This is a genomic window from Rickettsia sp. 109562A South Dakota, assembly GCF_055791265.1.
In genome coordinates, this window is sequence record NZ_CM147703.1 from 395,735 (window position 1) to 421,796 (window position 26,062).

Consider the following 26,062-nt stretch of genomic DNA (forward strand, 5'->3'; position numbering starts at 1 on the left):
ACAGAACATATAAATCACTTCTCAAAATGGCAAAATGCTCTACTACTATCTTGATTAAGAAAATCAATAATTTGCATTACTATAGAATTATTTTTATACTTCTCTGCAACTTGTTTAATACGCTCAGCAAAATTACCTTCGCTTGAAAAGATTTCTTCGATAGCCTTTAAAGCACTTAAAGACTCTGCTTTATCAAATCCTTTTCTATTCATACCGATTAGGTTTAAACCCTCAAGCACCGCACGTTTACTACTTACAAGTCCGAACGGTATTACATCTGCTCCGACCGGTGATAGCCCGCCGATCATCGAATATTCACCGATTCTAGCATATTGATGTACGGCAGACAGCCCGCCGATTATTGCGTAATCACCTACCTCAATATGACCTGCTAGGCTTACGTAATTAGCAAATACTACATTATTGCCGATTTTACAGTCATGGCCGATATGAACGCCGACCATAAATAAATTATTATTTCCTATTCTTGTTATCATTCCGCCGCCTTGGCTTCCTGCTTGCACCGTAACATATTCTCTAATAGTATTATTAGAGCCGATTATCGTGCTTGATCTCTCATGAGAATATTTTAAGATTTGCGGCGGTTGACCAATTGATGCAAAAGGATAAATAACCGTGTTTTCACCGATTTCGGTAATCCCTTCAATTACCACATGAGATTTTAGCTCTACATTATCATGAAGTACTACTTCAGCACCTATAATACAGTACGGACCGATTTTTACGTTTTTACCGAGCTTTGCACCTTCGGCAATTACAGCTGTAGGATGTATATTAGAATTTGACACTATGTTCCTATGCTTTATCTTTAATCATTGCGGTAAATTTACTTTCTGCGGCTATTTCACCTTCAATTTTAACTGTACTTGAAAATTTCCATACGTTAGCTCTTTGCTGATCAATAACAGCGTGGATATGCATAGTATCCCCGGGCTGAACAATTCTACGAAATTTTGAGTTCTCTATTGCCATTAAAAATACTTCTTTATTCTTAGTAGAACCTAAAGATTTAGCAACTAATATAGCCGCAAGCTGTGCCATAGCCTCAACCATTAGAACGCCAGGCATAACAGGTCTTACCGGAAAATGCCCTGTAAATTGCGGTTCGTTAACGGTAACGTTTTTAATACCTAGTATTGATTTGTTAAGATCAATTTCAAGTACTCTATCTACTAATAAAAATGGATAGCGATGAGGTATCAAATCCATAATTTCCGTAATATCAATCATCATTTATTTAGGTCTCTTTTTTAGTAATTGTTTCATAATAATAGATTGTCTATGCCAGTCCATGATAGGAACTGCAGGGCTGCCGCCGACAATTTTACCTGCCTCTATATTTTGTGCTACGCCGCCTTGTGCCGCTACCTGTACCCCGTCGCCTATATTTAGATGCCCGGCGATTCCTACTTGTCCTCCAAGAGCACAATATTTCCCAATCGTGCTACTACCTGCTATACCTGCTTGTGCTACGATAATAGAGCCTGTACCTATTTTTATGCCATGCCCTATTTGTACTAAATTATCTATACGGCATAAATCTTCTATAATTGTATCTTGAAGTGACCCTCTATCAATAGTAGTGTTCGCACCGATTTCGACATTATTGCCGATTTTAACTATCCTTGCATGAAATATTTTATGATGTACGCCTTTTTCAGTAGAAAATCCAAACCCATCTTGTCCTATTTTTGCACCTGCGAGTATTACAACGTCGTCGCCTATAATTGCATAATTTATTGAAACATGTTGCTCTATTCTAGCGTTTCTGCCTAAGTTTACGCCTCTACCTATAAAACTTCCGGCTTCTATAATACTATTATCACCTATAATAACATCGTCTTCAATAACTACATTGTGACCTATGTAACAGTTTTTGCCTATAATTGCCGAATCTGCAACAATAGCTGATTTCATTATTTTAGCAGGATATGATTTAATAGGAGCATAAAAAAAATCAATCAATTTGCCGTAAGCAAAATACGAGTTCTCAGCATGTATTAAAAGAGTATTTGGATTTACTTCTCCCGCAAAATTTTTTGGCACGATACAGGCAGCAGCTTTAGTAGTTTTTAAAAATTCGGAATATTTTGTGTTACTTAAAAAGCTAATATCATTTGGGGATGCTTCTTGCAGAATTTTAATATCATGAATAGCTATATCTTTATGAATCTTAGGAGGCTCTATAATATCGTGTAAAAAATCTATAATTGCCGTTAGTTTTCGTGGTCCTAGATTTTTATAAAAATTACTACTTGCCATATAAAACTTCAGCAAAAATGGTGGTGGCCACGGTTGGAATCGAACCAACGACACAAGGATTTTCAGTCCTTTGCTCTACCGACTGAGCTACGTGGCCATAATAATTGGATGTCATTCCCGCGGAAGCGGGAATGACATTTTACTCAGAAAGAAATATAACTTAAGCTTATAATAGATTAATCGGCTTTTGTCTATTCTTAATTAGTAATATTAGACAAAAATACCTAATTATGATATTATACGAATTTATTTTATAACGGTTTTTATGATCAAAATCGGTGATATTGTACTTTCTTCAAATATTATACTAGCTCCAATGTCAGGTGTTACGGATTTGGAATTTAGAAGATTAGTAAAAAGATTCGGTGCAGGGCTGGTAGTTTCTGAAATGGTTGCAAGTAGAGCAATGATTGTGGAATCTAGACAATCGCTACAAAAAAGTGCCATTATGCGTGATGACGCAACAAGTGCTTGCGTGCAGCTAGCAGGCTGTGAACCGAATGTAATAGCAGAAGCTGCTAAAATGAATGAGGATATGGGTGCAAAAATTATCGATCTTAATTTTGGCTGTCCAGCGAAAAAGGTAGTAGGAGGTTATTCAGGTTCGGCTCTAATGAGGGATGAGCAGCTTGCAGCTAAGATTTTTGAAGCAACCGTTAAAGCGGTAAAAATTCCGGTAACGGTTAAAATGCGTATGGGCTGGGATGATCAAACGAAAAATGCTCCGACTTTAGCTAAAATTGCCGAAAGCTCAGGTATTCAGATGGTTACCGTTCACGGCAGAACGAGATGTCAATTTTACTCCGGTAATGCCGATTGGGATTTTATACGATCAGTTAAAGAAGTTGTAAAGATTCCGGTTATTGCTAACGGTGATATTACTAATTTTACCAAAGCAAAAGAAGCCCTGCAAAAATCCGGTGCGGACGGTATTATGGTCGGTAGAGGGGCATACGGCAAACCTTGGCTTATTTCACAGATTGATCATTACCTTAAAACAGGTGAAGAAAAACCTGCTCCCTCTATAGCAGAGCAGCTAGATATCGTAACAGAGCATTATGAGGCAATACTTGATTATTACGGCGAATCCGTGGGCGTACCTATTGCTCGTAAACATATTGGTTGGTATAGTAGCGGGCTGCCTAATTCAGCAGAGTTTAGAGGTGCCGTTAATTTAATGAACGATTCTGTGGTGGTAAAAGAGAAAATCAAGGAATTTTATACGAGCGTTATGGATACGAATAAATGAAAAGAATTTTAAGTTTTATTTTTATAATATTGTTTTTTAATTTACGCTATGTAAGTGAAAAAGCAGCAATTATAACTGATTATAAACCGGTATTTTTGCCTGTAATTGCTGAAAATAAAAAAATGAAAATTGCTATTCGTTCTTATTTAAGTAATGAAAATCATATTTCGTTTTAGTAGATCCGAATTCTTTTAAAACTGAGCTAGTCCTACAAGAACGGGTAATTTTAACCTACGAATAAAATAGAAAAACAAAATCTTCTAAAAAAATTAAAACTCCGTATATTAAAGCTTTAAATAAATATAGCTCTGCACCTTATATACAACAAAATTACGGTGCTACGAGTAGCATGCATAAAGTAAAAGGACAATTTCTTACAATTGATATGTGTCCTTCTTCTAAAAATTTTGAAGAAGAGTTTTTTAACACGCTTGTAGAATTATCGATCAAACTAAATAAGCCTATTCCGATTGCTATATGTGTTTCAGGCTTATGGATTAACAGACACACGGAAGAGTTTTTGTGGCTAATAAAGCAACAAGAAAACGGTTATCTACAAATAACATGGGTTAATCATTCATTTAGCCATCCTTACTTTAAAGATAAACCACTTGAAGATAATTTCCTTCTTTCCAATAAAGAGGATTTTGAAAATGAAGTATTAGAAGCAGGAAAAATATTGGTAAGTTATAATATTGCTCTATCGCCTTTCTTTCGTTTTCCGGGATTAGTTTCTGATCAAACATTAATAGAAAAACTAAAAGATCTTGGATTTATTCCGTTCGGTAGTAATGCTTGGCTTGCTAAAGGCGAAAAAGTTCAAGATGGTTTTTTATATTAGTACACGGTAATAGTAACGAAAAAGCCGGAATAGACTTAATTATGCCGATGTTACCAAAACTAAAATTATTTCCTATTGAAAAAGCATTTTTACCATGTACTAATTGATTAGCTAAATATTAATAATTATATAAACTAAATAAATGAATCAAGCAGTAAAATCGCCGGTAATTATAAATAAATACGGTAAACCCACAGTGGTTCTTATATCGCATGAAGAATATGAGAAATTTAATCAGCTTGAAGATATGTATTGGGCAAGGCAAGCAAAAAATGCAAGTAAAAGCGGTTTTTTATCAGAGAAAGAGAGTAAGGATTTTTTAGATAAGATATTAAAGGAATAGATATGACTATAATTCAATTTTTTTAGAAAGGCTTTTATCTCTTTGAATATCAAGCTTTGTACCGAATAGCGGAGAATTTTGTAAAAAATCAATAAGGGAAGATTCTTGTGAATTTTCTTTATAATTTGTTATAATACTACACAAACGTTTGTTTTCGTCTAATACCTCTAGGTTTACCTCAATTAAAGTAGTGGGAAGTAGGTGCTTAATTATTTCAGACCATTCTATTAAAATTAAATTACCGTTTAACGCCTCTTCAAATCCAAGCTCATAGATTTCTTCAGGTGATTTTAGACGATAAAGGTCGTAGTGATAAATAGTGAAGTTAGAGGCTTTGTATGTTTGGAGTAAATTAAAAGTTGGGCTTATAATGCTTGTATTTTCACCGCAAAAATATTTAATAATTTCACGACAAAAAAACGTTTTACCGGAACCAAGATCACCGTTAAGTAAAACTATATCATTTGGTTTTAAGTTTTGTGCAAAGAGTTTTGCAAGATTCTTTGTCTCTTCTTCGTTATTTAAGTTTATAAACATTTTTTAACTTGATCAATTATTTGTAAATATTGATTTTGAAAAGTGTTTGAATTAATATTTTTCACATTCCAGTTTTCGCTATTTAATATTATTATTTTAGTATTTAATTTGTCATATAGTTGTGAAGTTTGTTCATTACTTAAAACACATTTGTTATTAGACCCTTTAATTAAAGCTTCTAAATTACTTATATATTGGAGGCTTTTTTGACTTTCGCTATATAATTTTGCAGTTTTAATATTAGTATTAAGAAAAAAATACTCTGCACTATCGCTTAATAAAATTACGTCTTTTAAAGTAGCAAGCTCATTATTTTTAATTTCTTGTAGCTTGTTTAATTCTTTAAGTGCTGCTGAAAGGTTATTATTAATATCTTCTTGTAGCTCAGGAAACTTCTCGCTAAATATTTGTGCAAATTCTTGTAATAAAATCGCAGCATTATTAAGATCAAGCCAAATATGCCAATTATCTTTTATAGTGGTTAAAGATTTAATATCACTGATTTTTATAATATTTTGGCTATGATTATCAATTAATTTTTTAGCAAAACCGTCAAATTGTTCATTAATATAAATAGCTATATCCGCATTTTTAACTTTTGCTAAATCACTAGGTTTTAAATTATAATGATGAGGACAATCGTTACTAATAGCTAAACTTTCTATATCTGCTTTATCCTTAACAAGCATTGAAACGATACTAGCGATTGGTGTAATGCTTACAACTATCTTAGGCTTAGCATAACTAGCAAAGCTGAAGAATGTAAAGAATATTAATATTATGTATGTCATCCCGCGACTTGATCGGCGTTGTTGCAGGTTGCCGATGTCATTCCCTCGTTCCTTTATGTCATTCCCGCGAAAGCGGGAATCCAGAAAAAAAGTAAAGCAATTTCTATTTTTCATATTTACTCCTTTTGACTACTGGATTCCCGCGGAAGCGGGAATGATATAACACGTAACAATTCTAATTTACTAGGTTTAAAATCCTGCTCTATCCAAAAATTTTTTAGATATTCTAATTTTGCACCTATCTCTTTTTTTTCTATATTCATATTTAACAAATCATTACCGTTTACTTGGAATTTAGGACGTAACACCGCATCATATTTACGTATAAATTCTTTTACTTGTAAATAATCTAGTTTACCTATTATGCTAGCAGCTAATAAATATTCTTTATAATTCTTTTTTTCTAACCAAATTTTCTTCATATTAAATTCAGCGTCATTCAGAAAGTGCGTTATTGATAATATTTGCATTGCCTCATGTTTTGAGAATTTCCAATCTAGAAAAACCTTTAAGTTTAAATCTTTTTGATTATATAATAAGAGTGCATATCGAGTAGCTAATTCTAATTTAAAATCATTTGCCTGCTCAAAAAATTTTATTTTATAATTTTGTATAGAAAATATTAGTTCTAATATTCCTATTTCAAACATAGCTTCTAAAATTTGTGCTGCTCTTTTTGAAACAATAATTTTATCCATTTCGCTTTTTATTCGCTCTCGTGATAAAGTTTTTAAGCCGTCTTTTAAAGCTTTACATGCTTTTAAACCTTCATTATCAAGCTGATTAGCATAATAGCTAGAAAAACGGAAGAAGCGTAGAATTCGTAAATAATCTTCTTTAATTCTATCTAGAGCTTCCCCTAGAAATACAACCTTTTCCTGCTGTAAATCCTTAACCCCGTCAAAATAATCATATATCTCGTTCTTAAAGGGACAATAACTTAAAGCATTAATAGTAAAATCTCGTCTTGCGGCATCTTCGGCAAAATCATTTGTGAATACTACTTTGGCATGTCTGCCGTTGCATTCAATATCTTTTCTGAGAGTTGTAATTTCAAATTTTTCCTTATCTAAAATAGCCGTAATTGTACCGAATTTTAAACCGGTCGGGATAGTTTTTATTTTAGCTCTAGACAAAATATTCATTACTTCACTTGGTATCAAAGTAGTAGCTATATCAATATCGTAGCTATCCTTTTTAAGTAGAGCATCTCGCACGCATCCGCCTATAAGTTTTGATTGTCCTTTTTCATTTAAGAGGCTCAAGATTTTTTTATATCCTTTTGAAGAAATTTTTAATGTTTTTTGTATAATTTGCATCTTTTATAATGAATATATTTTGAGTAAGATAATACAATTTCTTTGAACACATGACTATTTTAATTTTTATTGACAATTAATTATCATATTATATGGTAATTGCATAAAAATTAAGATAAATTATTATGACCGCTAATATTAATAATCAGTTATATTCTAATATAACAAAAACTCTAAATTTTTTAAAACCTGCTTTTTCTGATCTAATTAATCTAGCAAGGATATATAATACTGTAGGTTCAATCCCTACAGCTATTGCCAATGATAGGTGACAAGCTATTAGCTTTTCATGGAGTGAAAAAATATTATATTAGCACCGGAAGCTTTTGGGGGTATATCGTTTATAAAGCTATAAGACAAATTCATGGTACCCAAATAGACAATAAATATAAGCTTTTATTAGATTTGTTTTCTATCGGAAGTGCAGTAGTGATGACCAAACACGATAAAGATATTTTTGCTAATAAATATGATACTGAAAAACTTACTAAATCTATCGGTTTAACTACTGAATTCTTTGACAATAATACAGTAATAGCTGGTTTGATTACTGCTTATAATGAAAGCTATAGCTTATATATTACATAATTATTCATCATTAATTACCAATAAATTCATTTTATATGCCTTAGCTAGCCAAGCAACAGAGGTGGGGAATTTAATACTTACTCAAAAATTTTTACCAGCAAAGGAGATAGGAGAGTTAGCAATATTTTTAGCATTTAAAGACAATAATCCTATGCAACAAATCGGCAAAGTAATACTAACTAACTTTTTTAGTCAATTAATTACTTTAGGAAATAATAAAATTCAAGGAAAATTAATTAGTACTATAAAACAGGAAATTGCTCTTCAAGTAGCTAATTTAGCATTTGATGGTGAAAATCGTGAAAAGATTTTAAAAATTGAGAATATTAATACAATTGCAAATAATTTGTCTTTTATCTCTCAAGATCTATTTACTGATTTTTCTTCTATTACAAGAAGTTTAATGCTGCCTTGCATAACTACTAATAATTTTATAAACCAAATATCAGTAGAGGATATGTTAAATAAATTTCCTTCTTTCATGCTATTAAAGGGTTTGTCTTTTTCAATTTTTAACAGTAACAATATTTGTGCCATAAATAATTATTTACAAGAAATTATTTTTGCTAATAATACCGAGCAAAATAAGCACACTGAATCTATGGTAACTCGATTGCCAGGTTCTAACTGTTCTTTAAAAACAATATCTACTCCCGAAAGTTATGCATATCCTAATATTCAGGAAATTACCAAAATAGGGGCGAATGAATTTATGCTTCATAAATTAATAGATTATATAAGAGATCAATCGGGAGCACATACTGCTTCAACCACAAATGGCTCTTTAATAAGTAGCAGTATAGAATTTCTTAAACAAATAATTGATACTCTTGGGTACATTGGGCAAATATATGCCTTACAAGTTCCTCCTGAAAAAATGCAAGAAATTAAGTATCTGCTTGATTCTTTTTATAATTTACTCGGTATATCTAAATCAGAACCAAATAATTATTATAATGATACAACTCTTTTAGAAACATTGGCTAGAACTCAGGAAATTTTGAATCAGTTAAAAACTCCATTTCCTTTTGAATTAAAGCGTAATATAAGTAATGGCGGTAATTTAATTATCGATGAATATCATTTAAAAAAGTCAAATGAAAATAATGATATGCTTTATATTAATCATTTGGAACTTGAACAAAAAATATATGCAATTACCGGAAAAATCGGTACCGGTAAAACAACTTTTTAAATGATATTGCTAAATGTATGAGTAATAGCTTCACAAGTTTTGGAGAAGTCACTTACCCCTCTTTAAATGGCGAAGCGCATCCACTTATCTTCTGTGGTTTTACTCCTTTTTCTCCTCCTGCCACTACTTTATTTGAAAGGCTTACTTATAGACTACCTAAGGACTATATAGAAAATAATAAAGAAGTTTTAGTAAATAGAATAATGGAATTATTTCAAGAATTTTGTCAAGCAAAATCTTTTGAAGGTAAACTATTTTACATAGGCAAACTCTTTACAAACCAATAATCACAAAAATTAGCGGCAATATAGAATCTATAAAACCGACTATTATAGGAGGACAAGTAGTATTAAATAACATCAAGATCGAAAAAATTAATAGACATCTTTCCAAATTCGCTTATAGAGAGGAATTTGTAGGAGACACGAAACGCAGCACCGCAGCGTACAAAAGTGTACGTGAGAGGATGCGAGTATCGGATCGACGCACAAATTACCTCTAGAAGTAGAGTTTGGAAAGATGTCTATTAATTTTTTCGATCTTGATGTTATTTAATACTACTTGTCCTCCTATAATAGTCGGTTTTATAGATTCTATATTGCCGCTAATTTTTGTGATTATTGGTTTGTAAAGAGTTTGCCTATGTAAATTTGTCACACGATATTTAGAGATAAATATGCCAAAAATAAAAGCAATAATCATCCAATAAGTAAACTGTAAAAATATGTTAGAGTTTCTAGTAAAGGTTAATATTAAGCAAACACAGAAAATGATAAAAATTGTTGTAAATGAAAGCTCAAAATCAAGCAAAAAATAGATGATAATGATCGTAGCATTTTTAATTAAAAGTTAAAAATGCACTATATATCATATCCGTTATATTTTCAATAATGAGAACAAAATTCTCTTATAATTAAAAGTTAAGGTAAATTAACTCATATATTGCTTTTTATTAACTTATTTATTATAACGTCCAACGTTTATGTCTATAAAATATTAATTTAAATTGAGGTATTTGTAATGAGTAAGTTAATAGAACAAAACCCGCTAAAAAAATTAAGATTTTTAAAATATTCTCTGCTGGCCTCTATCTCAGTAGGGGCAATAATCGCAGTACCTTTTGAGGGTATGGCGAGTAGTGAACCTATTAATTTAGATGTTATTGAAAGAGGAGATAATGGTTTATTACAACCTGTTATAAATAATAAATTTGAGCGTGCTAAATCTTTTGGTGCTACTGATAATAAGAGAAAAAGACCTCCTACTAGAAGGAAAACATTAGTAGGTAATGAAACAACAGAACAAAATCAAAATACTTATACTCCTGAACCGACAGAGCAAATGCCTCAAAAACCAGAGATTATAATAACAGCATCTTCACCTACTGTTAGCCCAACTTCAAATAGCTTTGTCACTGCACCTCACACCCCAAATACTACACCAATATTCTCAACTCCACCAACATCACCGGAACATATTTATACTGCACCTAGTATTCCGTATGAGCCTACCCCGCATGCTACTCCAAATAATCAACATGCAGTAGCAGATAATAAACAGTTCAACCCAGCAGTAGCACGAAGATTATCGTTTAGTGAGCCGCAACAGATAGGGCAAGCTACTACACCGATTAAACCCGCAATGCCTCCAAAACCGACCACACTTGAAATTACAGCAGGAATTGTAAATCGCATATCTAAACATAATGAAAACGCAAAAAGCAAGTTAAGTACGATAACGACAGCTATTGAAAAGACATCAGATAAAAAAGCTAAAGAATTAGCACGAAAGATAAAAGCAGCAATAGCCTCTGACCAGAAAAAAATACAAAAAGTAGAATCACAAGCAAAAAATATAGAAAAAGAAATAATAATATTAGTTGAAACAAATACAAGTCTACGAGATGGTAACAACGGGATAAAAAGTGATAATGAGCGAGAAAAAAATAGAATACAAATAGCAAAAAATATAGAAAAAATAAAGCAATGTGAAAAAGAGTTAGCAAGTAAAAAAAATGAAGCAGATAAGTTATCTCAAAAAATAGATATTTCAGTAAATAAAGTAGTTTTAACAAAACCCCAAGAAAAAGCTCCGGTTACGGAGATACCGACAGCTGGACCATTCTTAAATCAGCAACAACAACTAGATGTGCTTACTCAACAGCAGAACGTCAATGCTGCTAGACACGCTGCAGTTGATAAAAAGAAAGCGGAAGCAAATGAAGTAAAAAGAAATAGTGCAGATGCGGAAAAACTCATAACTCAAATGAATCAAGTTCAATTAGAACAAAATCAACGACATATTGTTGCAGAACACCAAAGAAAAGCAGAGACATCAAATAAACGCGAAAAAATAAAGAATGAAAATAAATCAAAAGCAGATAAAGTTAGACAAGAAAAAACCTTTTGGCAGAAAATATACTTAACTAAGACTGAGGAAGAAACGAAAATTGCTGAAGACAAAAAGGCTAGAGCCGCAGCAGAAAAGGCAAGAAAAGAAAAAAATAAACAAGCCGAAAAGGCTGAAGAGACAAGAAATATAAAATTGACCGTTTCAGAGCAACTGACACAAATGTTGGATTATAAGACAAAAGTGCAGGAAGCGGAAAAAATAGAAGCAAAAAATGAAGTATCAAGAATAAAAAAAGAACTAAAAAATATAGAAAAATTAGTAAGTAAGGCAGCAAAAGTAGTAAATGATGCAGAAACAGAAACAAGTAGAACGGCATTACGAGCCATGCAAGATAAAATGAATGGTTATTCTGAACAATTAGATAAGATAGAGGAAAATCTAAAGTTATTAACTCCTGTTGTTTATAGTTCTACCGGTTCTACTTATAAGCAGCCGCCAAAAGCGAAGCCAACCATGCCATTAACTCGTGGAGTTCAGGGAGTTTTAGGCAAACAACTGGAGGAGGAAGAAGGGTACTTATTGCCAAACCAAACTCAGCCGCAAACTTATACAACAGTGTTGCCGAATCAAGAAGTAGCAGACCCTAAAAGTATGGATTCAGGCTTTGTGAGTTTAGGTAAAGAAACAGATGCAGATGTTGGATTTAATCCAAGTTGGGGTAAAGGTACATATTATACACAAGTTGGGAAAGAATTTTCGTTTGAATTGGCTGCTTTGAAAGCTTTGGGGGATCAAGATAATATTAATCAGACATTAGACACAGTTGCTAGAGCAGATAGTATAAAACGTCCTATATTATTTCAGGACCTACTCAAAGATTTAGAAAGAAGAAAGCAAGAAACTAAGGTGGTAGCAGAGCAAGCCATTCTGCATGTAATAAATAATCCAAATGATAATAAAGCAAAAGAGCAAGCAGTATTAGTGGATAAATTATTGGAAAAATATAATACGGATATAAAATTAGTTAAAAAAGCTTTAGAGGATAATAAAGAAAATAATAGAAAAAATAATAATGTACAAAAACCATTAGAACACTTAGATCTAGTACTTGAAGCAAAGCTTGCACCTCTAAGAGAATATGATGCTTTAGATGAGGACTTCCAAAAAGTGATTGCTTCTAAGAGAGCTACGGAAGAACAATACTCTGTATTACGTAACCAACGTGAAGATGATCTAAAACTTGAGAAATTAGCTATAGAACATATGGAGCTACAGAAAAAACAGTCACAGTTAGAACAAGATATAAAAGCCATAGATTCTTTATTTCAAGCTGCTAGATATTCAGACACAGGTGGCTCAGAGCTATCACGTTCATCTTCAGTTGACAGCATAAACAGTGTATCTAGTGGTGTTGATTATATTAATACAAATGATTCAACAACATCAATCGAAAATAAAATAGCTGCTTTACGGACATATCAAATGGCAGTAATGGTTAAAAGGCAAGAACTGGAACAATTGCCAAGTACAAGCTCAGGAGCTGATCAAACTGCTCAGCAGATTAAAGCGCTGAAAGAAGAAGAAGTAACTATGCACGATGCTATAAATGCATGTATAGCAGATCCATCAAAATTAAATAATGTTTCTTTTGAAGAAATAAATGAAGCACTTAAGAAATTGAGTTCAGGGATTTCCGAATCAGTTATTAATGTCCTTGAATCTAAAGCCCAGGAAGATCCTGAAGCTATTTTGGATGGATCAACATTACAGGAAATGTTAAGTTCAAACAATGATACAACTATACATTCTTTGCCATCAGGAGAGGAACAATCATCAGAAGACGAAGAGGTAACAAAAGCAGGTATTCAAGAAGCAGGAGGTAAGCGATTACTTGCACTACCTACATCAAGTAATGAGTATGCATTAGCATTAAGTGACGGTAGAGAAAAGGAATGTTTAGCATTAGGCGATGGTAGCGAAGATGAAGATGACGATAATGACTCAGGCATAGATTCAGAATCTGAAGAAGAAGTAGTAGATCAATTACCTGATTCTAGAGAGGATAATCTTAAAACAACAGAAGTTGATACGGTTATTTCTCTTAAACAGGAAGTAATAGAAGAAGCAAAAAAGAGTATTGCAGCAATTGCTCCTACCCTTAATCAAGGAGTTCAAGTCGTTAAAAATATAAGTAAGTCTATTCTTGGTGCAAGGTTAGATTCTTCTGAAGCTCTTACTGCCGTTGCAGCCGGTGATGAAGAAGAACCTCGTATAAAAAGAGGTTTGTGGATGCGTGGTATGTACGGCACTAATAATCATGGACGTGTTGACAATATGACCGGTTATAGAGGTATTAATAAAGGGGCTACTATCGGGTTTGACGTTGAAATCGACAATAATATTGTAGGTATAGCTTATAGTAATGTTCATTCAGTATTTAAATTTAAAAATAGTAAAAATAATGACAAAGAACTTATTAATAGTCATGTAGTTTCTATTTACGGACAAAAAGAATTACCGAAGAATTTTGTAGCACAAGCTTTAGTATCTGCTGCTAAAAACTTTATTAAAGATAAGACAACTTATTCATACGGTGATACTAAAATTAGAAGTAATGTAAAGCATCGCAATCATAGTTATAATGCGGAAGCATTACTGAATTATAATTATCTTGTTAAAAACAATCTCGTTATTACTCCAAATATCGGCTTAAGATACGGTAAGTCACGAGACGGGGTATATAATGAAACCGGTATTAACGTACAAGAAATAGCTCTTACAATGAAAGAGAATAATATATTGTCCGGAATTGTCGGCACTAAAGTTAAAGTACCTTTGAAAGATGCTTTAAAATTTAATAATTTAGGGCTAACATTTCAAGGAGCTGTAGAACATAATTTTAAAGAGAAAACCCAAAGAATAAATAGAGTTGTTAAAATATTTGATAATACATTCAAGCAGGATTATCTAATACCGAAACAACCGAAAACATCCTATAATTTAGGAGCAGGGGTTATGGGAAGTATAAAAAATACTACTATTTCTTTGGATTATAATTATTATCTAAATAAACATTATCGAAGTCATCAAGGTAGCGTTAAGCTTAAGGTAAACCTATAATTTTTATACTTGCAATATTTGCAAAGGTGTTGTATAAAACTTCTAACTTACTGTCATCCCGTGATTTAATCACGGGATCCATTAAAATATAAAATTTTTTGGATACCGTGGTCGTAGCCACGGTATGACACGATTTTAATACATCTACCTGCCTACTTATAAAATTCAGGCCCCTTCGTCTAGCGGTTAGGACACCACCCTTTCACGGTGGGAACACGGGTTCGAGTCCCGTAGGGGTCACCATTCTCTATTTTTCCATAAATTCATTACCTCAATAATCTAATTTTAGATTCTAATTGTAACTAGAAATTAAAAAAATCATTAATCATAAAATAATAGTTGAAAGCAATAACTTTTAATTTATAATGCTTAAAAAAATTGGTTGAAAACGTAAAGTCCAATTCAATTAGAGCTATACAATACAGCTAATAAAATTTTATGAAGTATATTTATGAAAGCAGGTAGGTTTTTTTCAAAAAATCCAGTTAACTATTCTCAAAATATAAGTGACTATCAAACAATTATAGCGTGTCTAGAAAAGAATGATCCTTCATTTATTCATCTTGATCTTAGCAATATGCATTTGAACCAAGAACAGTTAAGGGAACTCGCAAGCAAAATCCAAAGTAATGATTTTATCGGTAATGTAAGCTGGGGCAAAATGCCTAATGCTTCTAGCGATCTTGTACAAAAAATTGAAAGTAGGATTATTTTAAATAATCAAAATTATAAGCATCACCCTAATGACTTTATGCATGGTTTATTTAGTTTGCATGCTTATATAGATTCTACAGACAATGATGAAAAGGTAAGAATCCGAAATGAACAATTAGAAGATTGGAAAGTATTTAAAATATTTAACGAGCCTAAAATAGGCAGATATTACGCAGCAGCATATATAAATGAAAAGTTAAAACAAATAGTATTTGCTCACCGTGGTACTACATTTGAAAAATTAGATTTGCTCAAAACTAATTCACCGCTTAAAGCTCAGCTTAAAGCTCATTTTAAAAGTGTTTTGGGTGGGCAAATAGTAGCACAGCAAGCCGGCCCCCCGCGCCCCCCCCGCCGGCGCCCGCAGCATATGAAGCTACAAAGGAAATTATCGAATACGCTGAAGAGAATAATTATAATCTATCTTTTACCGGTTATTCTTTAGGTGCTTGGTTTGCAGAGCTTAGTTTATATTTTGCTCATCGAGATTTTAATTACTCAAAAGCAAAAGCAATAACTTTTGATAGTCCGGGTTCTGCAAAAATTATGGATAACTTTAAATCAAATGTTCATAGTCATGAAACTGATTTTGATGTAAGAAATCTAAACATAACAACTTATTTATCTGCACCGAATTTTGTGAATATTTGCAACCTGCATATTCATAAAGCATATAAATTATTTCCTAAAATTACCGCAGCTGAATATAGCAGTAAAATAATAAACACATTAAATAAAGCCATATCTATTAAAAATTACATTCCTCTACTATCATTAACCGGTGACTTACTTGATTCAATGCTAGATAGTTTTGATCCCGAAACAGGTAAACCTATAAAATGTGAGAAAATATTAGATTGGCCTTGCATAGAATATGATCCTAAAGATGACACATTAGGTAAGAAAGCAATAGATAAGGTGCTTGATTTTATACCTGTTAGTAGTACGATTAAAGATTTGGCAAGTAAATTAATACATAGAAATATTACAGCAACAACATTAGGAAGTTTGTTAGAAGTAATAGACCAATTTGTAATAGGTAATATCACCGGTGGACAATTTTTAGAAGTTTATAAGCATTTAGAAAACGATCCTGCACAAGGATACCCGTCAAAAAAAGATATAATATCCGCTAAAGATCAATTTGAACTGTCTTACAAAGGTCATTACCGCTCGCAAGAAGTAAATTTGTCTACTGATATAATAAACACGAATAATAAAGGAAGTAGTGATTGGTATTTAGGGCAACTAGCAGAATTAAACCTTGAAGCAAAGGAAATATCGAGTTTAATTAAACAACAGTTAAAAGCAAAAAAAGAACTATATGAAATAAAACCTCAATATGGCAAATATTATATATTTACAAAATCCCCTAATATTAAAGTAGATGATTTAAGAGAGCAAATTTTAAGGTTAATTGAAGTTAGCCCTGAAGCAAAAGAAATATTGAAAGATCGAAATGCTTACGCTTCCAACTATATAAAAAACATAAACAGTAATTTACCGCCTTTATCAGTTTATAATCTTATTACTCGTGAAAAAGTATTGCAAGAAATAGATAATATTTTAAGTAAAGAGCAATGTGTAATAATTAGTGCTTTCGCCGGAACAGGTAAGAGTACGCTAGCTATAGAATATGGTTGTAAACAAAGAGATGAAGCAAAGAAAATAGTACGTTTTCTTAATGCAGATTCCGCAGACAAAATCCTTGAAGCATATAGACAACTTGCCAAAGAGTTTACTATTTACGTAATAGATGAAAAGGAAGAAGACATAATAAGATTAGTACATGAAAGTATTACCAATTTAAATTCAAATACATTATTTATTTTTGATAACGTAGAAGCATATAAAGACATTGAGCCTTATATTAAAGGTATAATGAATATATCTAAAGATAAAGCACAAGCAATAATTACTACTAAAAATAATAAATTAAGTGACGATATAGAAAATATTACATTAGAGCCTTTTAACCAAGATGAAGCAATAATATATTTAGAGAAATCCTTAGGGAACAGGTTCAGTAATCAAGATATTAATATTTACTAAAAGAACGTGGTGATAAAGAGTCCGTATTACCATTTAAATTATCTAAAGCGGTAGCGTATTTAAAGGAAAATAAATTACTTAACGTAAAAGATTATATCAAGGTAAACATCATGATATTGCTAGCACTCTTCTTAATCTTGGTTTTGCTTATGATGATGGGGAAAAAGCCATAAAATGTTTCGAGAAAGGTCTAAGAACAATTCAAGCATTATATCAAGACGACCGTCCTGATATTGCAAGGTCTATAAAATAATATCAAAGAAGCTTAAGGAAGTGATACAAACAAGGCAATAGAACTTTATAAACAAGCTTATTTAATGTTTATACAAACTTCAGGTTCAGATTATGCTAGTACTAAGGAGTTAAAAAGTTATCTTGAGGATAATGTACCAGAATTTATAAGAAATAATGAAACTGGGGAATTTATATTGCAAAGAGGCGATTTTGAGGAAGTTACATTAGAAATTAAACAAAAATTACAAAAAAGAGTTTTAAATAAAATATTTATTAATGCTGTTAAAGGGAAATGGAGTAGGTTCTCGATTTTAGGAAATTGCGGAGTGAAAGGTTATTTAAGCGATAATTACTTACAAAGCAATTAGGGGCTTTATCTAATGCTAAGAATATAGAAATAGCCAAAATGTTGTGTTTTGAAGCAATCTGCCTAGGAGCGATTAACAGCCCTAATAAAAATTTCACTTGTGTAAAAGAATTTGCTAGAGCTTATCCTGAACTAACAAACAAGATAACAAATGAGCATCCTGAATATTTTATTGACGGTTCAATATTACGGGTATGTGTTAATGATGAAGCAATTTTAAACAAATTGCTAGATAGTGGTTAGTGTGGCTATGTAACTTTATCATCATTATGGGAAAAATCAGATTTATCCATTAAATTTTTAGCAATGTTGCTCTCTGAAAGCTTAACTGATTGAAAATATTCGGAGACAAGTTTTATCACTTCATCACAAAATTCATCTTGTAATTCTTTACTTGCGATTAATTTTTGGTTTTGAATTAATTTCATAGCATCAGATTTTTTATGCTCTAAAAATTCTTCAATTTCTTTAGTTTTTTCTTGCATGATTTTTTTTGTAACTTCATTGCTTTCTTCTATCATTTGAGAGCGTAAAGTTTCTAATTTCTTTATTTGTGCGTTGGTTTGTTCAAAGAGTAAGGTAGCATCTTCTTTTAACTTTTCAGCTTTTAGAACTCTTTCTTGGACTTCTAAAATCTTAGCATCCAAAGAATTTAAAATAGCTTTTTTTGCCGGTCTATAAATTAAATATACAAAAATTACAAAACTAACGGCAAGCCAGAAGCTTTCATCGAGGAAATTCATTATTTTATTTTTTTTAGTAAATCTATATCTGCTTTAGTTCCGGCTACTTTTTCAATAATATTAACTGCAAGTTTTATGATTGCTTCGCTTTTATTAGTTCTAAATTGCTTAGCAACTAAATTTATATCTTCAATATTTTGATTTATAGAATTTTTTAAATCTTGTTCTAGATTCTTTTTTTTAATTAAGAATTCTGATTCTAAAGAGTCTATTTTTTCTTTTTTTAGCCTATCTATTTCGGTATTTGTTTTTTCTACTTCCTCATTATAATATTTATTTAGCTTTTCTGCTTCTAAGGTCAGTGTATCGGCTTGTGTAATATTATCTTGAATATTTGTCTGTCTATTATTAAAAATTTCTTCGGCTTTTGGAGTGATAAATTTATAAACAAAGATATACAATAAGCCGAAAGTAACGATAAGCCAAAAAATTTGCGAATAATAGGTAGCAATATCAAATTGAGGCATCTTATTTAAAAATGAATTTTAAGAAAAAATAAGTAACATAGCAATCACAAAGGAAAAAAGCCCCATTGCTTCAGCAAGACCTGCTCCGATAAGAGCCATTCTTTGTAAGTTTTCTGCAGCTGAAGGGTTTCGTGCTATTGAATTAAGTAGAGAGCTAAATATATTACTAACGCCTAGAGCCGCACCGTACATACCAATAGCCATAAGCCCTATACCAATAAATTTTAAAGAAACTATATCCATAAGAAATTCCAACTTTAATTAAAAATATTTAAGACTTCTTACAAAATTCGCTTATAGAGAGGAATTTGAAGGAGACACGGAACGCAGAACCGCAGCGTACACAAACGTACGTGAGGATCGAGTACCGGATCGACGTACAAATTACCTCTAGAAGTAGAGTTTTGTAAGAAGTCTAGTGTAAATTAATAGCATCATTAAGATACATACAAGACAAAATAGTAAAAATATAAGCTTGAAGTACTGCAACAAAAATTTCAAACCCAATCAATATAACCATAAGAGGGATTGGGAGAAATTTCAAGTAAATCATTAATGCAACGGTAAAACCGGCTATTACTTTTAATAAAACATGCCCCGCCATCATATTAGCAGCAAGTCGCAAAGATAAACTCACCGGTCTTGCTAAATATGTAAACAGTTCAATTACTATTATTAGCGGTGCTAACCATAAAGGAGTACCGTGCGGTAAAAAAAGAGTTAAAAAACGTAAGCCGTGTTTTACAAAACCGACTATAGTTACCGTTAAAAATACTAAAATTGCCAAGGCAAAAGTAACGATAATATGACTAGTAGCAGTAAAGCTATAGGGTGTCATACCAAGTAAATTACAGAATAAAATGAAAATAAATAAACTAAAAACTAAGGGAATAAATTTATGTCCTTTTGTTCCTATATTCTGATTTAACATATCAGTTACAAGATTATAAACTATTTCAGCACTTACTTGTAATCTAGAAGGTATTAACTTCCGGTTATAAAAAGCTAAGTAAAAATAAGTTAAAGCTAAGATGCTAGCAAGTAACATATAGATACTCGAATTAGTAAAGCTGACGTCAAAACCGAAAATTTTGATTTCTATCAATTTTTTGATATCAAATTGTACTAAAGGGCTATGAGTCATTTCCTTACTTTTTATTATTTACTTTTTGCCTTATAATATTAAAACCGGCAATCATTCCTATTATTGTAAATATAATAAGAAATAAAGGCTTAGAATTAAAGAACTTATCCGTGAATATTCCACTCACGACACCTACCATTGTACTTGAAACTAAATCTATAGCGATAGTGAACGGATTAATTTCTTGCTGAACTTTAGAATTAGAAAGTTTAGAAGTTTTTAAGTCTTTAATTCTTGCTTTGATATTGTTTAGTTTTTCCGTATCCACAGCTATACTCGTTTAATTTGAAAAATTGGCTACGTTATCTGTATAAAAGTTCTGCGGTGCTCACTAAATGTACGCTCCGCTCCTCGCCTTATAGACTCCTTGCTCTTTTCCAAATTAAACTTCGTCTAGCAATCATAATATTAAATTATAAATTCATCTCATTTTTTGCTTTTTCTTTTTGCTCATCTAAAGCTTTATCCACTGCCGTAGAAATATTATCTATACTATAATTTCCGGTTTGTACTCCGTTAACGAAGAAAGAAGGAGTGCCTATAAATTTTGGTGCTTTTGCTACAAAATTAGTATTAGCAATTAGTGTTTCAGTAATTTTATCGCTATTTAAGCATTGTTTATATTCTTCCGGAGAAATGCCGCCAAGCTGACCTATATCGGTTAATAATTCTCTGTATTTATTGCTATATGCCCACTTATCTTGTTGTTTTAATATAATATTATGAAACTGTACAAAACTATTTATATCACCCTTGCAACGGGCTAAAATTGCAGCGTCTAAATCTTGTTTTGTAGCAATAAATTCACGAACCACATATGCAATTTTATTAGTATCGATATATTTTTTCTTAAGTTCCGGAAAAATGGTCTGATGATAATAAGCACAATGTGGGCATGTAGGAGAAAAATACTCGACTACTATAACATTTGATTTTTTGTTACCGAGAACCATATCATTATCATCAACTTTAAAAGTGACTTTAATAGGCTTTATTTCAGGATTTTTTTGTTCTTGTGAATCCGGCGTTGATACTTCATTAGTCTGATTATTATCATTAGCAGGTACTATCGATTCAGCTGCATTTTCGGAATTTACGGCTTCTTGATTTATCTCTTGAGAAGTTTCGTTATTTTGTACGGTTTCTTGCTCTATTATTTGTTTCTCCTCGTGGTTCTTATCTTGTGCTTTTTCTTCTGAACAGCTACTCAAAAATAATAAAAATATTAGCACAATAAAAATACTTCGCATATTTATTCTTACCTTATATTAACGTTAACTTTATTTACAATAAGATTGTATCAATTTTATTTCAATAAAAATATCTACTTTATAATAAAAGCAAAATATGCTATGCTATAGAAAATAATAGTCTAACATTAAGTTCTTAGGCACTAAAACCACTACGGAGGAATTAATAATGGCAAATACAACACAATCCGAACATAAAACGGAACAAAAATCCGAGTTTAAAATAGGGCAACGAATTGTCTATCCTGCACATGGAGTGGGTGCAATAACAAATATAGAATATCATACTATAGCAGGTACTGAAATTAAAGTATATGTAATTTCCTTTTCTCAAGATAAAATGACGTTAAAAGTTCCGGTTAATAGGGCTACAATTGTCGGTCTTAGAGCGGTCGCAAGTAGAAAAGATTTAGATGTCATATATTCGATTCTTCAAGGTAAACCAAAACAAGGAAATAGAATGTGGAGCAGAAGAGCACAAGAATATGAAGGCAAAATTAACTCAGGTAACATTGTAGCTATAGCTGAAGTATTACGTGACTTACATAAAAATGTCGATAATGATCGTTCTTACAGTGAAAGAACACTCTATGAATCAGCTTTAAATAGACTTGCAGGCGAACTTGCTATCCTTGAAAACATACATCCAACCGAAGCAATTAATAAGTTAGTTGAAGTATTGCGTGAAAAATTAGTAGCGTAGCTGCACTTTTTGTCATTGCGAGTAGGCATTGTTGCGTGGATCGAAAAACACGCTCTAGGTCATCCCGTAGCTTGACCACGGGATCCAGAAAACAACTTAAAGTACTAATAATTTTAGTATTTTTAACTGGATCCTGCGATCAAGTCGCGGGATGACAACAGAAAGCTTAGCCACACAACAAAGCCCGCTCGCAATGACGACAAAGCCATACTAACTTACCCTACTAAAAGATAGTTCATTCGGAATTTCTCAAGGGACGCAGCAACTATATAGTCAATAAATTCTTTTAACAATTTTGGATCAGTTACTTCCTGTCCTTTATCGTCACGAGCAGTTAAGAGTTTTGAATTAATCTTTTCAAGAATTCCTTTTTTAATATAATCAATATTATGCGTACCGTCTAACATTTCTAAAATATATTTTTCATGTAATGCTATACCTATCATATCATTAAGTCTATTAGTGATGCTAAACACATTAGTTGCATTATTAAAATGTGCTTGTCGTGCTTGGTATCTTGCAAATTCACCGGTTTTAGGTTTTTCGGTGATAGTAGCTATAGTATGTGGTTTGGTCTCAAATATTTTTAGATAACCTTGAAAAATGAATTTGATAAAATGTTGCTCTAGTGCAGCTAGGAAATCTTGTAATCGATATTTACCAAGCTTTTTTAAAGCTTCTTTTGCTACTTGTTCTAAGCTTATCGGATTGCTAATATTTTCAGCATATACATATAAAATAGCTTTTATAATCGGTGAAGTGCTTGAAATAAAAGGGTCAGGTAAATTTTCATAATAGAAGCTGATATTTTCTTGTTCGTTAGTTAAATCAACCTCTTTTTCCAGAGTTACCGGTCTAATATTAAGGCTAGTATAAAACTCTTTTAAATTGTTAAATTCAATTTTTCTGTTTATAGGTATGTTTTTATGACATAACAATGTCGAGCGAAACTTTCTATTAGTAATAAAATCCATATATTGCTCCGTACGAACAATATCATCAATAGCTTGTAGCTTTTCTGCTGCCTTAGCAGGTAAATTACCGATAAACATTGAAGCAAGCGACGTATCTCCTAAGTAATTTAAATGATTTTTTTGAGCTTTTTCTATGAATTGGTGAAAATATGTACCTGTATTAATTTCGCCTAAATATTCATGTAGTACGTATGAATCAGTATATGCAGATAATAATTTTGTTTCGTCACGTAAAAAGCTAGAATAAGGCGTTATAGAACTTTCTAATGAGTCATTGATAAACTTTAAAAGTAATCTAGCTTGCTGTAACTTATCGTGGCTATTATTAAAAAGTTCTGAGTGAAACATCATCATTTCACGTATTGTTCTCTGCATATTCCAACCAGGCAGAGTATTATAACTTACAAAAGCTATACCGTTTGGATTTAGCAGCTTATTACAAACTTCAAGTATTTTATTTTGTACTTCTTCAGGTACCCATGAATATACGCCGTGACAAACTATGTAATCAAACTTACCGTATGACTCGTCAAGGTCCAATATAGATAATGCCTTTAGTTCGGTATTTTTTATTGTCAAATCACTGATAATTTTTTTGCCTAATTCTATTTGTGTTTTGGATAAATCAATACCAAGAGAATTTGATTTAGGATATGTTTCAGCAAAGTTAAGTAGATTAACTCCAACCCCGCAACCGATATCAAGTATTTTAGCAGTTTCAAGAGGCGGTGGATTTAGCCCAAATAGCTTGCCGATAGTTCTTAAATACGGCGGAGAAGTATAACTGAAAGTAAATGGGGAATAAGGTACTTCATCATAGGATATTTTATTGGTTTGTTTTGTCATAGTAGTTACATAAATTAAAAATTAATTTTAAGCAGTTTCAAAAGATTAAGCAATACATTTATTAAATTTAATTTGATGTTTTTATATTTAATGACTATACTTTAAGTACTATATAACCTATATTAGTGGTCATATAGTATTTAAGGTAAATATTAATTATATTCATATTATGAAAAATAGTAATGTTCAAATATCTGCTACCGAGTTTAAAAAGCATTTCTTAAATCTAGTTGATCAAGTTAAAAGTAAACATAATTCTTTTATTATAACCAAAAGAAAACTGCCGGTTGCTAAGATAGTACCTCTAGAGATTGATGCCAAAGAAAATAAAAAAAGTTATTTTGGCTGTTTAAGAGGCACTGTTAAAATTAATGACGATATAGTAAATTTTTCTTGTGAATCTGATTGGGAAGTAAATAATGACTGATATTGAAGCTAGCAACCAAGAGAGTTTAATTTTAGATACTCATATATTAATTTGGTATGTAGAAGGAATTAGATTATCTGAAGCACAAATAAATTTAATAGAAAAAATAAGAGAAGAAAATAAGTTATATATCTCTACTATATCTATATGGGAAATAGTAATGCTTGAAAATAAAGGTAAAATAGCGTTTTCAATTGAGTTAAATGATTGGATTGATAAGTTACTATCTATACCGGGCTTAAATTTAATTGACCTTTCGGTTTCAATTTTAATACAAAGCTGCCTTTTGCCTCATTATGAACATAAAGATCCGGCAGATAGATTTATTATAGCCGCTGCTAGAACGGCTAATGCGTATTTATTTACTTTTGATCAAAAAATTATAGAGTATGCTAATTTAGGTTATTTGAAAATAATACAAACTAAATGATCATAATTATAATTTAATCAATTGTGCTTTACTTGCAAAATTTTCTATACTTTCTAAATCGGTAGCGGTAATCCATAACTGCAAATTTAAATCGGTAAAAAATTCAGTTAAATACTCACGTCTTTTATCGTCTAGATGCACAAAGACTTCATCCAAAAGTAAAACCGGTGCTATTTTAGTTAGCTTTATAGCATAATTCATTTCAGCAAGAATTATCGCAATTAATATGGCTTTTTGCTCACCGGTAGAACAGAGTTTTGCTAAGATATTTTTCTTTTTATGCTTCACTAGAAAGTCGCTTTTATGAACTCCAAAACTAGTGCGACCGATTAATTTATCTTTGCTTCTTGTTTTATAAAGTTCTGCCGTAATAACACTAACAATATTCTCTTCACCGTCTAATATTTTTTGTTCAACAATGCCGTCAATCGATAAATCGGCTTTTGGAAACTCATTTTCAAGATCATCTATTGCTTGCTGCATAAATTCTAAGGTTTTTAAGCGGTTAACGGCAATATGGTTAGAAATATCAGCCATCTTTTCTTCGATGATTTTCAGCCAATTATCATCTTGTATTTCTTCTGCTAGAATTTTATTTCTCTCATGCATATAATATTCATACTTGCCCACTAATTCTGCGTGCTTTGGATCAAAATTATAAACTATTCTATCAAGGAATTTTCTTCTTTCTACGGTTCCGCTTGTAAAGATTCCTTCCATTTGCGGAGTTAACCATGCCATACTAGTGAATTTACTTAACTCGTTATTGGCTATTTTACTTTCGTTATATTCGGTTATTCTTCTATTTGAACTACGCTTGAATTGTGTAGTGAACTCTGCAAGCCCTAATTTACTTTGTAATAAAGCTTTAATAGAGCAATGATCTTCTGAAGTTTTGCATATATCGGCAAGTTTAGCCGACCGGAGTCCTCTTCCTGGATAAAACAGCGATATTGCTTCTAAAATATTAGTTTTACCGCTACCGTTTTCCCCTATAAGAATTATAGGGGAATTATCTGTTTTCAGTTCAAGATTTTTAAAATTACGATAATTCTCGAGAATTAAGGAGTGCAGAAAAATATTTTTCATTTAG

At 31.7% G+C, this 26,062-nt stretch carries 29 protein-coding genes, 2 tRNA genes and 2 pseudogenes; 17 read left to right on the top strand and 16 right to left on the bottom strand.

What is annotated here, in order from left to right; translation table 11 throughout:
* Positions 1–14: 14 nt before the first annotated feature.
* The 4 genes from lpxA to ACIAS7_RS02260 form a co-directional block, all read right to left on the bottom strand.
* The gene (gene lpxA / locus ACIAS7_RS02245; RefSeq protein WP_473199164.1) at positions 15–809 is read right to left on the bottom strand and encodes an acyl-ACP--UDP-N-acetylglucosamine O-acyltransferase; all 795 of its coding nucleotides are present in this window, start codon (positions 807–809) and stop codon (positions 15–17) included.
* Between the two features lie 7 nt (positions 810–816).
* Positions 817–1,254, bottom strand: a complete 438-nt coding sequence (fabZ, locus tag ACIAS7_RS02250; RefSeq protein ID WP_473199165.1) for a 3-hydroxyacyl-ACP dehydratase FabZ — start codon at positions 1,252–1,254, stop codon at positions 817–819.
* Positions 1,255–2,283, bottom strand: coding sequence for a UDP-3-O-(3-hydroxymyristoyl)glucosamine N-acyltransferase (gene lpxD / locus ACIAS7_RS02255; RefSeq protein ID WP_473199166.1), 1,029 nt, complete (start codon positions 2,281–2,283; stop codon positions 1,255–1,257).
* Between the two features lie 21 nt (positions 2,284–2,304).
* Positions 2,305–2,380: transfer RNA gene (locus tag ACIAS7_RS02260), tRNA-Phe, on the bottom strand.
* A gap of 168 nt (positions 2,381–2,548) precedes the next feature.
* Here ACIAS7_RS02260 and dusB point away from each other — a divergent pair.
* The 3 genes and pseudogenes from dusB (at position 2,549) to ACIAS7_RS02275 (ending at position 4,716) form a co-directional block, all read left to right on the top strand.
* Positions 2,549–3,532, top strand: coding sequence for a tRNA dihydrouridine synthase DusB (gene dusB / locus ACIAS7_RS02265; RefSeq protein WP_473199167.1), 984 nt, complete (start codon positions 2,549–2,551; stop codon positions 3,530–3,532).
* Positions 3,529–4,480, top strand: a pseudogene (locus ACIAS7_RS02270) (polysaccharide deacetylase family protein). The gene dusB and the pseudogene ACIAS7_RS02270 overlap by 4 nt, the downstream one beginning before the upstream one ends.
* Positions 4,481–4,515: 35 nt before the next feature.
* Positions 4,516–4,716 (top strand): type II toxin-antitoxin system prevent-host-death family antitoxin, encoded by a 201-nt coding sequence (locus tag ACIAS7_RS02275; protein ID WP_473199168.1) that lies wholly within the window; start codon positions 4,516–4,518, stop codon positions 4,714–4,716.
* Positions 4,717–4,722: 6 nt separating this feature from the next.
* Here the strand turns inward: ACIAS7_RS02275 and tsaE are convergent, their stop codons facing one another.
* From tsaE to ACIAS7_RS02290, 3 genes are all read right to left on the bottom strand, one after another.
* Positions 4,723–5,253, bottom strand: a complete 531-nt coding sequence (gene tsaE, locus ACIAS7_RS02280; protein ID WP_473199169.1) for a tRNA (adenosine(37)-N6)-threonylcarbamoyltransferase complex ATPase subunit type 1 TsaE — start codon at positions 5,251–5,253, stop codon at positions 4,723–4,725.
* Positions 5,244–6,044, bottom strand: coding sequence for a metal ABC transporter solute-binding protein, Zn/Mn family (locus ACIAS7_RS02285; RefSeq protein ID WP_473199390.1), 801 nt, complete (start codon positions 6,042–6,044; stop codon positions 5,244–5,246). Before ACIAS7_RS02285 ends, tsaE begins: the two co-directional genes overlap by 10 nt.
* A 116-nt stretch (positions 6,045–6,160) precedes the next feature.
* Entirely contained in the window at positions 6,161–7,363 is a 1,203-nt protein-coding gene (locus ACIAS7_RS02290; RefSeq protein WP_473199170.1) for a CCA tRNA nucleotidyltransferase, read from the bottom strand.
* A gap of 125 nt (positions 7,364–7,488) precedes the next feature.
* Here ACIAS7_RS02290 and ACIAS7_RS02295 point away from each other — a divergent pair, with 125 nt between their 5' ends.
* From ACIAS7_RS02295 to ACIAS7_RS02315, 5 genes and pseudogenes are all read left to right on the top strand, one after another.
* Positions 7,489–7,635 carry a hypothetical protein gene (locus ACIAS7_RS02295; protein WP_473199171.1) on the top strand — a complete coding sequence of 49 codons (147 nt, stop codon included), beginning with the start codon at positions 7,489–7,491 and terminating at the stop codon, positions 7,633–7,635.
* On the top strand, positions 7,625–7,951 hold the full coding sequence (locus tag ACIAS7_RS02300) for a hypothetical protein (protein WP_473199172.1): 327 nt from the start codon (positions 7,625–7,627) through the stop codon (positions 7,949–7,951). The genes ACIAS7_RS02295 and ACIAS7_RS02300 overlap by 11 nt, the downstream gene beginning before the upstream one ends.
* Positions 7,923–9,146: a hypothetical protein gene (locus tag ACIAS7_RS02305; RefSeq protein ID WP_473199173.1), complete on the top strand. Its 1,224-nt coding sequence runs from the start codon at positions 7,923–7,925 to the stop codon at positions 9,144–9,146. The genes ACIAS7_RS02300 and ACIAS7_RS02305 overlap by 29 nt, the downstream gene beginning before the upstream one ends.
* Positions 9,147–9,163: 17 nt before the next feature.
* The gene (locus tag ACIAS7_RS02310; RefSeq protein ID WP_473199174.1) at positions 9,164–9,433 is read left to right on the top strand and encodes a hypothetical protein; all 270 of its coding nucleotides are present in this window, start codon (positions 9,164–9,166) and stop codon (positions 9,431–9,433) included.
* Between the two features lie 71 nt (positions 9,434–9,504).
* Positions 9,505–9,671: pseudogene (locus ACIAS7_RS02315) on the top strand (palindromic element RPE1 domain-containing protein); the annotation flags it as partial.
* Here the strand turns inward: ACIAS7_RS02315 and ACIAS7_RS02320 are convergent.
* A complete protein-coding gene (locus ACIAS7_RS02320; protein WP_473199175.1) occupies positions 9,645–9,848 on the bottom strand; it encodes a hypothetical protein in 204 nt (67 codons plus the stop codon). The pseudogene ACIAS7_RS02315 and the gene ACIAS7_RS02320 overlap by 27 nt on opposite strands.
* Positions 9,849–10,166: 318 nt before the next feature.
* Between ACIAS7_RS02320 and ACIAS7_RS02325 the strand changes: the two genes are divergently transcribed.
* From ACIAS7_RS02325 to ACIAS7_RS02350, 6 genes are all read left to right on the top strand, one after another.
* Complete coding sequence (locus ACIAS7_RS02325; protein ID WP_473199176.1) at positions 10,167–14,618, top strand: autotransporter outer membrane beta-barrel domain-containing protein; 4,452 nt, start codon at positions 10,167–10,169, stop codon at positions 14,616–14,618.
* Between the two features lie 168 nt (positions 14,619–14,786).
* Positions 14,787–14,861: transfer RNA gene (locus ACIAS7_RS02330), tRNA-Glu, on the top strand.
* A gap of 208 nt (positions 14,862–15,069) precedes the next feature.
* Positions 15,070–15,777, top strand: a complete 708-nt coding sequence (locus tag ACIAS7_RS02335; protein ID WP_473199177.1) for a hypothetical protein — start codon at positions 15,070–15,072, stop codon at positions 15,775–15,777.
* Between the two features lie 101 nt (positions 15,778–15,878).
* Positions 15,879–17,384 (top strand): hypothetical protein, encoded by a 1,506-nt coding sequence (locus tag ACIAS7_RS02340; protein ID WP_473199178.1) that lies wholly within the window; start codon positions 15,879–15,881, stop codon positions 17,382–17,384.
* Positions 17,385–17,701: 317 nt separating this feature from the next.
* Positions 17,702–17,986: a hypothetical protein gene (locus ACIAS7_RS02345; RefSeq protein ID WP_473199179.1), complete on the top strand. Its 285-nt coding sequence runs from the start codon at positions 17,702–17,704 to the stop codon at positions 17,984–17,986.
* 38 nt (positions 17,987–18,024) lie between these two features.
* Positions 18,025–18,228 (top strand): hypothetical protein, encoded by a 204-nt coding sequence (locus ACIAS7_RS02350; RefSeq protein WP_473199180.1) that lies wholly within the window; start codon positions 18,025–18,027, stop codon positions 18,226–18,228.
* 5 nt (positions 18,229–18,233) lie between these two features.
* Here the strand turns inward: ACIAS7_RS02350 and ACIAS7_RS02355 are convergent, their stop codons facing one another.
* From ACIAS7_RS02355 to ACIAS7_RS02380, 6 genes are all read right to left on the bottom strand, one after another.
* The gene (locus ACIAS7_RS02355) at positions 18,234–18,728 is read right to left on the bottom strand and encodes a F0F1 ATP synthase subunit B (protein WP_473199181.1); all 495 of its coding nucleotides are present in this window, start codon (positions 18,726–18,728) and stop codon (positions 18,234–18,236) included.
* Positions 18,728–19,195 carry a F0F1 ATP synthase subunit B family protein gene (locus ACIAS7_RS02360; RefSeq protein WP_473199182.1) on the bottom strand — a complete coding sequence of 156 codons (468 nt, stop codon included), beginning with the start codon at positions 19,193–19,195 and terminating at the stop codon, positions 18,728–18,730. The genes ACIAS7_RS02355 and ACIAS7_RS02360 overlap by 1 nt, the downstream gene beginning before the upstream one ends.
* Before the next feature lie 18 nt (positions 19,196–19,213).
* On the bottom strand, positions 19,214–19,438 hold the full coding sequence (locus ACIAS7_RS02365; RefSeq protein ID WP_473199183.1) for a F0F1 ATP synthase subunit C: 225 nt from the start codon (positions 19,436–19,438) through the stop codon (positions 19,214–19,216).
* 172 nt (positions 19,439–19,610) lie between these two features.
* On the bottom strand, positions 19,611–20,339 hold the full coding sequence (locus tag ACIAS7_RS02370; protein ID WP_473199184.1) for a F0F1 ATP synthase subunit A: 729 nt from the start codon (positions 20,337–20,339) through the stop codon (positions 19,611–19,613).
* A 4-nt stretch (positions 20,340–20,343) separates the two neighbouring features.
* Positions 20,344–20,607: an AtpZ/AtpI family protein gene (locus ACIAS7_RS02375; RefSeq protein WP_473199185.1), complete on the bottom strand. Its 264-nt coding sequence runs from the start codon at positions 20,605–20,607 to the stop codon at positions 20,344–20,346.
* A 145-nt stretch (positions 20,608–20,752) separates the two neighbouring features.
* Positions 20,753–21,589: a DsbA family protein gene (locus ACIAS7_RS02380; RefSeq protein ID WP_473199186.1), complete on the bottom strand. Its 837-nt coding sequence runs from the start codon at positions 21,587–21,589 to the stop codon at positions 20,753–20,755.
* Between the two features lie 169 nt (positions 21,590–21,758).
* On the opposite strand from ACIAS7_RS02380, the gene ACIAS7_RS02385 reads away from it, so the two are divergent.
* Positions 21,759–22,292, top strand: a complete 534-nt coding sequence (locus tag ACIAS7_RS02385; protein ID WP_473199187.1) for a CarD family transcriptional regulator — start codon at positions 21,759–21,761, stop codon at positions 22,290–22,292.
* Positions 22,293–22,507: 215 nt separating this feature from the next.
* Here the strand turns inward: ACIAS7_RS02385 and ACIAS7_RS02390 are convergent, their stop codons facing one another.
* Positions 22,508–24,112: a methyltransferase regulatory domain-containing protein gene (locus ACIAS7_RS02390; RefSeq protein WP_473199188.1), complete on the bottom strand. Its 1,605-nt coding sequence runs from the start codon at positions 24,110–24,112 to the stop codon at positions 22,508–22,510.
* A 169-nt stretch (positions 24,113–24,281) separates the two neighbouring features.
* Here ACIAS7_RS02390 and ACIAS7_RS02395 point away from each other — a divergent pair, with 169 nt between their 5' ends.
* Positions 24,282–24,539 (top strand): type II toxin-antitoxin system Phd/YefM family antitoxin, encoded by a 258-nt coding sequence (locus tag ACIAS7_RS02395; protein WP_473199189.1) that lies wholly within the window; start codon positions 24,282–24,284, stop codon positions 24,537–24,539.
* A complete protein-coding gene (locus ACIAS7_RS02400) occupies positions 24,532–24,969 on the top strand; it encodes a type II toxin-antitoxin system VapC family toxin (protein ID WP_473199190.1) in 438 nt (145 codons plus the stop codon). The genes ACIAS7_RS02395 and ACIAS7_RS02400 overlap by 8 nt, the downstream gene beginning before the upstream one ends.
* Before the next feature lie 6 nt (positions 24,970–24,975).
* Here the strand turns inward: ACIAS7_RS02400 and recF are convergent, their stop codons facing one another.
* Complete coding sequence (gene recF, locus ACIAS7_RS02405) at positions 24,976–26,058, bottom strand: DNA replication/repair protein RecF (protein WP_473199191.1); 1,083 nt, start codon at positions 26,056–26,058, stop codon at positions 24,976–24,978.
* Between the last annotated feature and the right edge of the window lie 4 nt (positions 26,059–26,062).

What these genes read in the sequence shown, in the direction of transcription:
- ACIAS7_RS02305 (WP_473199173.1), top strand. Translation starts at nt 7,923, where the DNA reads ATGAAAGCTATAGCTTATATATTACATAATTATTCATCATTAATTACC.
- ACIAS7_RS02300 (WP_473199172.1), top strand. Translation starts at nt 7,625, where the DNA reads ATGATAGGTGACAAGCTATTAGCTTTTCATGGAGTGAAAAAATATTAT.
- fabZ (WP_473199165.1), bottom strand. Translation starts at nt 1,254, where the DNA reads ATGATGATTGATATTACGGAAATTATGGATTTGATACCTCATCGCTAT.
- recF (WP_473199191.1), bottom strand. Translation starts at nt 26,058, where the DNA reads ATGAAAAATATTTTTCTGCACTCCTTAATTCTCGAGAATTATCGTAAT.
- ACIAS7_RS02275 (WP_473199168.1), top strand. Translation starts at nt 4,516, where the DNA reads ATGAATCAAGCAGTAAAATCGCCGGTAATTATAAATAAATACGGTAAA.
- ACIAS7_RS02380 (WP_473199186.1), bottom strand. Translation starts at nt 21,589, where the DNA reads ATGCGAAGTATTTTTATTGTGCTAATATTTTTATTATTTTTGAGTAGC.
- ACIAS7_RS02335 (WP_473199177.1), top strand. Translation starts at nt 15,070, where the DNA reads ATGAAAGCAGGTAGGTTTTTTTCAAAAAATCCAGTTAACTATTCTCAA.
- ACIAS7_RS02360 (WP_473199182.1), bottom strand. Translation starts at nt 19,195, where the DNA reads ATGCCTCAATTTGATATTGCTACCTATTATTCGCAAATTTTTTGGCTT.
- ACIAS7_RS02345 (WP_473199179.1), top strand. Translation starts at nt 17,702, where the DNA reads ATGTTTATACAAACTTCAGGTTCAGATTATGCTAGTACTAAGGAGTTA.
- ACIAS7_RS02355 (WP_473199181.1), bottom strand. Translation starts at nt 18,728, where the DNA reads ATGAATTTCCTCGATGAAAGCTTCTGGCTTGCCGTTAGTTTTGTAATT.
- ACIAS7_RS02340 (WP_473199178.1), top strand. Translation starts at nt 15,879, where the DNA reads ATGGATAACTTTAAATCAAATGTTCATAGTCATGAAACTGATTTTGAT.
- ACIAS7_RS02325 (WP_473199176.1), top strand. Translation starts at nt 10,167, where the DNA reads ATGAGTAAGTTAATAGAACAAAACCCGCTAAAAAAATTAAGATTTTTA.
- ACIAS7_RS02290 (WP_473199170.1), bottom strand. Translation starts at nt 7,363, where the DNA reads ATGCAAATTATACAAAAAACATTAAAAATTTCTTCAAAAGGATATAAA.
- ACIAS7_RS02295 (WP_473199171.1), top strand. Translation starts at nt 7,489, where the DNA reads ATGACCGCTAATATTAATAATCAGTTATATTCTAATATAACAAAAACT.
- tsaE (WP_473199169.1), bottom strand. Translation starts at nt 5,253, where the DNA reads ATGTTTATAAACTTAAATAACGAAGAAGAGACAAAGAATCTTGCAAAA.
- ACIAS7_RS02350 (WP_473199180.1), top strand. Translation starts at nt 18,025, where the DNA reads ATGTTGTGTTTTGAAGCAATCTGCCTAGGAGCGATTAACAGCCCTAAT.
- ACIAS7_RS02385 (WP_473199187.1), top strand. Translation starts at nt 21,759, where the DNA reads ATGGCAAATACAACACAATCCGAACATAAAACGGAACAAAAATCCGAG.
- ACIAS7_RS02390 (WP_473199188.1), bottom strand. Translation starts at nt 24,112, where the DNA reads ATGACAAAACAAACCAATAAAATATCCTATGATGAAGTACCTTATTCC.
- ACIAS7_RS02310 (WP_473199174.1), top strand. Translation starts at nt 9,164, where the DNA reads ATGAGTAATAGCTTCACAAGTTTTGGAGAAGTCACTTACCCCTCTTTA.
- dusB (WP_473199167.1), top strand. Translation starts at nt 2,549, where the DNA reads ATGATCAAAATCGGTGATATTGTACTTTCTTCAAATATTATACTAGCT.
- ACIAS7_RS02395 (WP_473199189.1), top strand. Translation starts at nt 24,282, where the DNA reads ATGAAAAATAGTAATGTTCAAATATCTGCTACCGAGTTTAAAAAGCAT.
- ACIAS7_RS02400 (WP_473199190.1), top strand. Translation starts at nt 24,532, where the DNA reads ATGACTGATATTGAAGCTAGCAACCAAGAGAGTTTAATTTTAGATACT.
- ACIAS7_RS02370 (WP_473199184.1), bottom strand. Translation starts at nt 20,339, where the DNA reads ATGACTCATAGCCCTTTAGTACAATTTGATATCAAAAAATTGATAGAA.
- ACIAS7_RS02320 (WP_473199175.1), bottom strand. Translation starts at nt 9,848, where the DNA reads ATGATTATTGCTTTTATTTTTGGCATATTTATCTCTAAATATCGTGTG.
- ACIAS7_RS02365 (WP_473199183.1), bottom strand. Translation starts at nt 19,438, where the DNA reads ATGGATATAGTTTCTTTAAAATTTATTGGTATAGGGCTTATGGCTATT.
- lpxD (WP_473199166.1), bottom strand. Translation starts at nt 2,283, where the DNA reads ATGGCAAGTAGTAATTTTTATAAAAATCTAGGACCACGAAAACTAACG.
- ACIAS7_RS02285 (WP_473199390.1), bottom strand. Translation starts at nt 6,044, where the DNA reads ATGACATACATAATATTAATATTCTTTACATTCTTCAGCTTTGCTAGT.